The sequence below is a fragment of the Luedemannella flava genome (genome assembly GCF_039528515.1).
Classification (GTDB): Bacteria; Actinomycetota; Actinomycetes; order Mycobacteriales; family Micromonosporaceae; genus Luedemannella; species Luedemannella flava.
The window spans coordinates 1-8,531 of the sequence record NZ_BAAALT010000155.1 but is presented as its reverse complement, the minus strand read 5'-3'; the positions used below and the strand labels follow the sequence as shown (position 1 = coordinate 8,531).

At 73.3% G+C, this 8,531-nt stretch carries 7 protein-coding genes and 1 pseudogene; all 8 read left to right on the top strand.

Annotated features, from left to right (window positions below):
- On the top strand, window positions 1–1,116 hold a 1,116-nt coding region (gene murD, locus ABD211_RS22600; protein ID WP_344135422.1), incomplete at its 5' end, for a UDP-N-acetylmuramoyl-L-alanine--D-glutamate ligase.
- 135 nt (window positions 1,117–1,251) lie between these two features.
- On the top strand, window positions 1,252–2,538 hold the full coding sequence (locus tag ABD211_RS22595) for an FtsW/RodA/SpoVE family cell cycle protein (protein WP_344135425.1): 1,287 nt from the start codon (window positions 1,252–1,254) through the stop codon (window positions 2,536–2,538).
- 25 nt (window positions 2,539–2,563) lie between these two features.
- The gene (gene murG / locus ABD211_RS22590) at window positions 2,564–3,667 is read left to right on the top strand and encodes an undecaprenyldiphospho-muramoylpentapeptide beta-N-acetylglucosaminyltransferase (protein ID WP_344135419.1); all 1,104 of its coding nucleotides are present in this window, start codon (window positions 2,564–2,566) and stop codon (window positions 3,665–3,667) included.
- Between the two features lie 73 nt (window positions 3,668–3,740).
- Window positions 3,741–5,195 carry a UDP-N-acetylmuramate--L-alanine ligase gene (gene murC, locus ABD211_RS22585; RefSeq protein WP_344135416.1) on the top strand — a complete coding sequence of 485 codons (1,455 nt, stop codon included), beginning with the start codon at window positions 3,741–3,743 and terminating at the stop codon, window positions 5,193–5,195.
- A 4-nt stretch (window positions 5,196–5,199) separates the two neighbouring features.
- Window positions 5,200–5,970 (top strand): cell division protein FtsQ/DivIB, encoded by a 771-nt coding sequence (locus ABD211_RS22580; protein WP_344135413.1) that lies wholly within the window; start codon window positions 5,200–5,202, stop codon window positions 5,968–5,970.
- Window positions 5,971–6,192: 222 nt separating this feature from the next.
- Window positions 6,193–7,299 carry a cell division protein FtsZ gene (ftsZ, locus tag ABD211_RS22575; protein ID WP_344135410.1) on the top strand — a complete coding sequence of 369 codons (1,107 nt, stop codon included), beginning with the start codon at window positions 6,193–6,195 and terminating at the stop codon, window positions 7,297–7,299.
- The gene (locus tag ABD211_RS22570; RefSeq protein WP_344135407.1) at window positions 7,296–8,054 is read left to right on the top strand and encodes a YggS family pyridoxal phosphate-dependent enzyme; all 759 of its coding nucleotides are present in this window, start codon (window positions 7,296–7,298) and stop codon (window positions 8,052–8,054) included. The genes ftsZ and ABD211_RS22570 overlap by 4 nt, the downstream gene beginning before the upstream one ends.
- Before the next feature lie 220 nt (window positions 8,055–8,274).
- A pseudogene (locus ABD211_RS22565) lies at window positions 8,275–8,531 on the top strand (cell division protein SepF); the annotation flags it as partial.

Genomic DNA, 8,531 nt, shown 5'->3' with positions numbered 1-8,531 from the left:
GCGGTGCCCGTCTACGCCGAGCCCGAGCTGGCCTGGCGGCTGCGCGACCCGGCCGCGCCCGTCTGGCTCGCCGTGACCGGCACCAACGGCAAGACGACCACGACCACCATGCTGGCCACGATCCTGCGCGCGGCCGGCCGCCGTACCGCGGCCCTGGGCAACATCGGCGAGCCGCTCGTCGGCCTCGACGAGACCGCCTACGACGTGCTCGCCGTCGAGCTGTCCAGCTTCCAGCTGCACTGGTCGGACTCGCTCGCGCCGTACGCGGGGGCGATGCTCAACCTCGCCGACGACCACCTCGACTGGCACGGCGGCTTCGACGCCTACGCCGGCGCCAAGGAGGCGATCTGGCGGGGCGCGCCGCTCGGCGGGGTGGCCGTGGGCAACCTCGACGACCCGCGCGTGGCGGCCCGGCTCGTGGGCGTCCACGGCCGGCTCGTCGGGGTGACGGTCGGGGAGCCGGGGCGGGGCGAACTCGGCGTCGTCGACGGCGTACTCGTGGACCGGGCCTTTGACGAGGGCGCCGTGGAGCTCGGCCCGGCCGACAAGGTGCGGCCAGCCGGGGCGCACAACCTCAGCAACGCCCTGCACGCGGCGGCGCTCGCCCGCGCCTACGGCGTGCCGGCGGAGGCTGTCGCGGCGGGGCTGGCGGGCTACACGCCCGAGCCGCACCGCAACGCGCACGTGGCCACTGTGGACGGTGTCGCGTACGTGGACGACAGCAAGGCCACCAACCCGCACGCCGCGTACGCGTCGCTGGCCACGTACCCGCGCGTGGTGTGGATCGCGGGCGGTCAGCTCAAGGGCGTCGACATCGACGACCTGGTCGCAAGCGTGGCCCCGCGCCTGGTCGGCGCGGTGCTGCTCGGCGTCGACCGCGGTGAGGTGTCCGCCGCACTGGCGCGACACGCGCCGTCGGTGCGTGTGGTCGATGTGGCGAGGACCGATGATGGTGCGATGGGGGAGGTGGTCCGCGCTGCGGCGGACCTGGCCGACCCCGGCGACACGGTGCTGCTGGCCCCCGCGGCGGCGTCCCTGGACATGTTCCGTGGCTACTCCCATCGCGGCGACGCGTTCGCCGCGGCGGTGGCCGAACTGCGGGGTGACGGCGGCTGATTTCGTGGAGGGCGGACCATGGGCGAGCGACCTGGGGATGAGGGGTCTGTCGCGGTGGAGCCGCCCCGCGAGGCCGAGGTCGTCGCGACCCCGGCCGACGAACGTGGCGGCGTGGCCGGCCCGTTGCTCGCCTGGATGGGGCTGCTGCGGGGGCTGCTGTCGCGCCCCCTGGCCTCGTACTATCTGTTGATCTCCAGCGCGGGGCTGCTGCTGATCGTCGGCCTCGTCATGGTGTTCTCCGCCACGAGCCTGCAGGCGTACGCCACGCACGGCAACGCCTTCACCTCGATCGAGAAGCAGGCGACCTCGGCGCTCGTCGGGTTCGTGGCGTTCTGGGCCTGCCAGCGGCTGCCCGCGCGCACCTACCGGTGGCTCGCCCGCCCCGGCCTGATCGCCGCGTTCGTGCTGCTCATCGTGCTGGACGTGCTGGCGCTGATGGCCGAGGCGCACATCCTGCACGACCCCCAGCTCGGCCCGCTGCGCGTCGACGACCTGTGGCTCTACCTGGGCCCGCTGCAGCTGCAGCCCTCCGAGCTGGCCAAGATCGCGTTCGTGGTGTGGGCCGCGGACGTGCTCGTGCGCAAGGGTGAGCTGGCCGGGCGCTGGAAGGAGCTGTCGCGGCCGCTGTTCCCCGTGGCCGGCCTGCTGTTCCTCCTGGTGGGCTACAACGACCTGGGCACGATGCTGTGCCTGGTGGTGATGTTCGTCGGCGTGCTGTGGGCCGCCGGCGTGCGGCTGTCGGTGCTGGGCGGGATGTTCGCGTTCGCCCTGGTCGGCATCCTGCTGCTGATCAAGATGCCCGGCGTCGGCTACCGCCAGGAGCGCCTCGACGCCTTCCTCGACCCGGACGGGCACGCGCAGGGCATGGCGTACCAGGCGATGGAGGGCCTGTTCGCGATCTCCAACGGCGGCTGGTTCGGCGTCGGCCTGGGCCGGGCGAAGCTCAAGTGGGGCTGGCTGCCCAACGGGCACAACGACTTCATCTTCGCCGTCATCGCCGAGGAGCTGGGCGTGGTCGGCTGCCTGGTGGTGCTCGGGCTGTTCGCCGTCCTGGCGTACACCGGGTTGCGTATCGCGAGACGGGTCCCCGGATCGTTCCGCCGGCTCGTCGCCGCCGGCATCACCGTCTGGCTCGCCGGACAGGCCACGATCAACCTCGGCGGCGTGGTGGGCCTGCTGCCGATCACCGGCCTGCCGCTCCCGTTGATCTCTGACGGCGGCAGCGCCCTCGTCGTGACCATGGCGATGATCGGCGTGCTCGCCTCGTTCGCCCGGGCGGAGCCGGCCGCGGCACATGCCCTGCATGCCCGTCCGCCCGGTCAACTGGGCCGGCTACTCTGGGCTCCGCTGCCGCCGCTTCCGCGCCGCGCGCGGCGGCCGCAGGGCTCCGGCGGCGGGCGCGGGCGAGAGGTGAACGGATGACCCCGAGCGAAGCTCAGGTGACGGCATGACCCAGCTGCGTTCCGTGGTGCTGGCCGGCGGCGGCTCCGGCGGCCACATCTATCCCCTGCTGGCGTTCGCCGACTGCCTGCGCCGCCATCAGCCCGACCTCCGCATCACCTGCGTGGGCAGCGCCAAGGGCCTGGAGGGCCAGCTCATCCCGGCCGCCGGCTACGAGCTGCGCCAGGTGCCGGCGTTCCAGCTGCCCCGCTCCGTCAACCTGGACCTCGCCCGCACCCCCACGCGGATGCTGCGCTCGATGCGCGCCGCCCGTGCGGTCCTCGACGACGTCGAGGCCGACGCGGTGGTCGGTTTCGGTGGATACGTCTCGGTGCCGGCCTACCTGGCCGCCTGGCGCCGCAAGACCCCGATCGTGGTCCACGAGGTGAACGTGCCGCCCGGCGTGGCCAACAAGCTCGGCATGCGCTTCACCGACCACGTCGCGGTGGGCTTCGACCTGCAGGTCGCCGCGTCGCCGCTGCTGGCCGGCGCCCGCGTGGTCGGCGTGCCGCTGCGCACCAGCATCCCCGGCCTGGACCGGCCGGCCGCGCGCGCGGCCGCCCGCGCCCGCTTCGGGCTGCGCCCCGACCTGCCGACCATCCTGGTCTCCGGCGGGTCGCAGGGCGCCCGCTCGGTCAACCGGGCCATGGCCGGCGCGGCCAAGGCGATCTCCGCCGCGGGCGTGCAGGTCCTGCACGTCATCGGGGCGCGCAACGAGCCGGTCGAGATCCCGCCGGACCTGCCCACGCCGTACGTGTGCGTGCCGTACCTCAGCGAGATGGAGCAGGGGTACGCCGCCGCCGACCTGCTGGTCGGGCGTGGTGGGGCGATGACCCTGGCCGAGGTCACGGCCATCGGCCTGCCGGCCGTCTACGTGCCGCTGCCGTACGGCAACGGCGAGCAGCGGCGCAACGCCCTGCCCGTGGTCGAGGCCGGTGGTGGCCTCCTCGTCGCCGATGGCGACCTCACCCCGGAATGGATCGAGCGTACGGTCGTCCCGTTGGTCACCGACCCGGCCAAACTGTCGGTGATGAGCATCGCCGCGGCCTCCTACGGCCGCCGCGACGGCGACGAGCGGCTGCGCTCGTACCTTCTGGAGGCGCTGGCATGAGTGAGCGTCAGCGAACGAATCATCAGCTCAGGTGTGGCTCATGCCGGCGCCGGAGCGCAGGGGAGGTGACGGCATGAGTGAGATCACCGCGGAAGAGCTGGGGACCGTTCACCTGATCGGGGTGGGCGGGGTCGGCATGAGCGGGCTGGCCCGGCTGCTGCTGACCCGGGGCATCCCGACCACCGGCAGCGAGCTGAAGGACTGGCCGGCCCTGGCCGGCCTGCGGGCGCTGGGCGCCACGATCCACATGCAGCACGTGGCCGGCAACCTCGACGGCGTCGACACCGTCGTCTACTCCACGGCGATCCCCTCCGACCACCTCGAGCTGGTCGAGGCCCGCTCGCGCGGGCTGCGGGTGCTGCACCGCTCGCAGGCGCTCGCGGCGTGCATGGCCGGCCGGCGCACCGTCGCCGTGGCCGGCACGCACGGCAAGACGACCACGACCTCGATGATCACGTCGATCCTGCAGCACTGCGGGCTGGACCCGTCCTTCGTCATCGGCGGGGAGATCTCCGAGGTCGGCTCGAACGCCCACCACGGCACCGGGGAGTACTTCGTCGCCGAGGCCGACGAGAGCGACCGGTCGTTCCTGCACTACCGGCCGTACGTGTCGATCGTCACGAACATCGACGCCGACCACCTCAACACGTACGGCGACCTCGACGGCCTGCAGGAGACGTTCCTGGAGTTCTGCCAGCACACCGAGCCCGAGGGTTTCGTGGTCGCCTGCGCCGACGACCCGCAGGCGCGCATCCTCACCGGGCGGGCCCGCGCGGCCGGCCTCACCGTGCTCACCTACGGCGAGGCCGAGGACGCGGACCTGCGCATCTCCGACGTACGCTCCAGCCCGGTCGGCGCCCGCTACCTGGCCACCTATGAGGGCGAGTCGCTCGGCGAGTTCGCGCTGCCGGTGCCCGGGCGGCACCTGGCGCTCAACAGCGCCGCGGCCGTCCTCACGGCGGTGCGCCTCGGGCTGCCGGTGACCGCGATCGGCGAGGCGCTGGCCGCCTTCCCCGGCGTGCGGCGCCGTTTCGAGCTCAAGGGGGTCGCCGACGGCGTACGGGTCTACGACGAGTACGCCTACCACCCGACGGCCATGACCGCGGCGCTGAGCACGCTGCGGGACGTGGCCGGCGGCGGCCGCCTGGTCGTCGTCTTCCAGCCCTACCGGGTCTACCGCACCCGTGACCTGCAGGCCGAGATCGCGACAGCGCTGGCCATCGCGGACGAGGCCGTGGTGATGGAGGTGTTCGGCCCCGGCGAGGCCCGCGCGCCGGGCGAGGGCGGCATCGCGCTCACCGCCGCGGTGGCCCTGCCGCCGGAGCAGAAGACCTTCGTGGCGTCCTGGGAGGACGTGGCCGGCGAGGTGGTCGCCCGGGCCCACGAGGGCGACGTCGTGGTGACCATGGGCGCGCCGCCGATCTCCCTCATGGGTGACGAGCTGCTCGCCGCGCTCGACGCGCGGGGCCGCGAGCGGGCCGCCGAGGCGTACGTGGCGCGGCACGCGGTGCCGGAGACGGAAGGCTGACACCGTGATCCGCACCGAGGTGGCACGGCGCTGGCGACTGGTCCGGGCTCCCGGACGGTCGGTGCCGGCCTCGGTGCGGCGGTTCCACCAGCGCATCCGCCGCCGGCGGCTGCGGTCGGCCGCGCCGTGGCTCGCCGTCGGCGGGGCGCTGGCGCTGGCCGCGCTGCTCGCCTGGGTGGTGTTCGGCACCTCGCTGCTCGGCGTCCGGCAGGTGACGGTGACGGGGATCTCGGTGCTCACCGACGCGCAGGTGCGCGCGGCCGCCGCGGTGCCCGCCGACACGCCGCTCGCCCGGGTGGACCTCGACCGGGTACGGGCCGCGGTGGCGGCGCTGGCGCCGGTGCGCGAGGCGCGGGTCCACCGGGAGTGGCCGAGCACCCTCGTGATCGAGGTTGAGGAGCGCACGCCGCTGGCCGCCGTGCCGGTGGGGTCATCCTTCGCGGTGATCGACGCGGCCGGGGTGGCGTTCCGCACCCTGGCGCAGCGGCCCCGGGAGCTGCCGCTCGTGGTGGTGCCGAGCCCCGGGCCCGAGGACGTGGCGACCCGGTCCGCCGTCCGGGTGCTCGGGGCGCTCACCCCGCAGCTGCGGGAGCAGCTGGTCCGGCTGCTCGCGCCCTCGCCGGCCCGCATCCGCCTGGAGCTCGACGGCGGTCGGACGATCGTCTGGGGCGACGCCGAGGACAGCGACACCAAGGCCCGCGTGGCGACGGCACTGCTCAAAAAGGAGGGAAAGCTCATCGATGTGAGCGCCCCCGATTTCGTGACAGTGGGATAACACCCGGACAACGGTGGGAAGACACGCCGCCGGGGTCCTTGGTTCGGATCGTTGTGGCGCCTACGGTCCGGGGCAGGAATTCTAGTTCACATAACTATGAGCCTCAAGTAGACGGTGAGGGTTTGCGCCTTAGCCGTACGCGCCCGGGCTACCGTCCACCGTGGACCGGCGAGGTGGCTGGCGCGCTGATCGACCGCGACGCACCTCGAAGGGAAGGCATTGATGACACCTCCGCACAACTACCTGGCTGTCATAAAGGTGGTTGGCATCGGCGGTGGCGGGGTGAACGCCGTCAACCGGATGATCGAGGTCGGTCTCAAGGGCGTTGAGTTCATCGCGATCAATACCGATGCCCAGGCCCTCCTGATGAGCGATGCCGATGTCAAGCTCGACGTGGGCCGGGAGCTGACCCGTGGCCTGGGTGCCGGGGCCAACCCCGACGTGGGCAAGAACGCCGCCGAGGACCACCGCGACGAGATCGAGGAGGTGCTGCGCGGCGCCGACATGGTCTTCGTGACCTGTGGCGAGGGCGGCGGCACCGGCACCGGCGGCGCGCCCGTCGTGGCCAATATCGCCCGCAAGCTGGGCGCGCTCACCATCGGTGTGGTCACCCGGCCGTTCTCGTTCGAGGGCAAGCGCCGGCAGGTGCAGGCCGAGTCGGGCATCGAGGAGCTGCGCCAGCAGTGCGACACGCTCATCGTGATCCCCAACGACCGGCTGCTCGCCCTCGGCGACCGGGGCATCAGCATGATGGACGCCTTCCGCCAGGCAGACCAGGTGCTGCTCTCCGGTGTCCAGGGCATCACCGACCTGATCACCACGCCAGGTCTGATCAACCTCGACTTCGCCGACGTGAAGAGCGTCATGAGCGGCGCGGGCAGCGCGCTCATGGGCATCGGCAGCGCGCGCGGCGACAATCGCGCCGTGGAGGCGGCCGAGGCGGCCATCTCCAGCCCGCTGCTGGAGCAGAGCATGGACGGCGCGCGGGGCGTGCTGCTGTCGATCGCGGGCGGATCCGACCTGGGCCTGTTCGAGATCAATGACGCGGCGCAGCTGGTCACCGACGCGGCGCACTCCGACGCCAACATCATCTTCGGCGCGGTCATCGACGACGCGCTCGGCGACGAGGTGCGGGTGACCGTGATCGCGGCCGGCTTCGACGGCGGCGCCCCGGCGTACAAGCCGGCGGAGCTGCAGCGCAAGGCGCCCGTCCCCGACCAGGGATCGTCCCGGCAGCCGGCCCCGCCACTGCCGCCGGCCCAGGGCGGGCCGCGCCGGGTGCTCTTCGACGACGTGGACGTCCCTGACTTCCTCAAGAACGGCGAGTGAGCGCCGCCGGCGAGGCACGACGGGCCGAGCTGGCGGACAACCTCGCCCGGGTACGGGCGGCCATCGGCGCCGGTTGCGCCGAGGCGGGCCGGGACCCGGGCGAGGTGACGCTGGTGGCGGTCACGAAGACGTACCCGGCCAGCGATGTCTGCCATCTCGTGGCCCTCGGCGTCACGGACGTGGGGGAGAACCGCGACCAGGAGGCGGCGCCCAAGGCGGCCGAGGCGGCCGCCGCGGGCGCCGCGCCGCGCTGGCACTTCGTGGGCCAGCTGCAGCGCAACAAGTGCGCCTCGGTGGTCGGCTACGCCGACGCGGTGCACTCGGTGGACAGCGTCCGGCTCGCCGAGGCCCTGGGCCGCGCGGCCGGTCAGCGTCGCGACGCGGACCTGGACGTGTTCGTCCAGATCAGCCTCGACGGGGATCCGACACGCGGCGGCGCGGTGGCCCCGCCGGCGTACGTGCCCGGTGGGCCCGTGCCGGAGCCGGACCACGATCTCGAACGGGTGGCCGCTGCCGTGGCGGCCGGTCCCCGGCTGCGGCTACGCGGCGTGATGGCGGTGGCACCGCTGGGTTGGCAACCGGCCCGCGCGTTCACCCTGTTGGCGGACATTGCCGCGCGACTGCGTGTCGGATATCCGACCGCTACCGCCATCTCGGCGGGTATGAGCGGCGATCTTCGTGACGCGCTGGCCCATGGCGCGACACATGTCCGGATCGGGGGCGCATTGCTCGGTAACCGCCCTCCCCTCCGGTAACCTGGGCTCAGGGCGCTGAACTACATCACTGTCATTTGGCGCGTCGGCGGTGCGGTCCGCACCGGCGACGCGTCGGCGTCAGTGGGGTGGACCGGTTCCCTACTGGACCGGAATTCCGGGGCGGCGGCCGCGAACCGCGGGCCCGGATGGCTGCGGCGGCGGCCGCAGGAGGGCAGCACGACGCGGGGGCGTGCCGCAGAAGCGACGGAGGGGCGCGGCGATGGGTGCACTGCGCAGGGCCGGTGTGTGGCTTGGCCTTGTCGAGGAGGAGGACGACCGCGCCTACCCCGGTGACTACGACGACGAGTTCGGCGACGACGACGAGTTCACGCCCGTACGTCCGCGCGGCTCGCGCACCGGTGAGCGGGCGGCTGAGCGGGCCGTGGAGCGTGGCGGCCTGGCTGACGGTGCCGCGAAGCGCGCGGCCGAGCGGGCCGCCGAGCACGATCGCGCCGACCGGGACCGGCTGGAGCGCGA

Excerpts from the sequence above, each read along its gene's own strand:
- ABD211_RS22595 (WP_344135425.1), top strand. The coding sequence starts at position 1,252 with ATGGGGCTGCTGCGGGGGCTGCTGTCGCGCCCCCTGGCCTCGTACTAT.
- ftsZ (WP_344135410.1), top strand. The coding sequence starts at position 6,193 with ATGACACCTCCGCACAACTACCTGGCTGTCATAAAGGTGGTTGGCATC.
- murG (WP_344135419.1), top strand. The coding sequence starts at position 2,564 with ATGACCCAGCTGCGTTCCGTGGTGCTGGCCGGCGGCGGCTCCGGCGGC.
- murC (WP_344135416.1), top strand. The coding sequence starts at position 3,741 with ATGAGTGAGATCACCGCGGAAGAGCTGGGGACCGTTCACCTGATCGGG.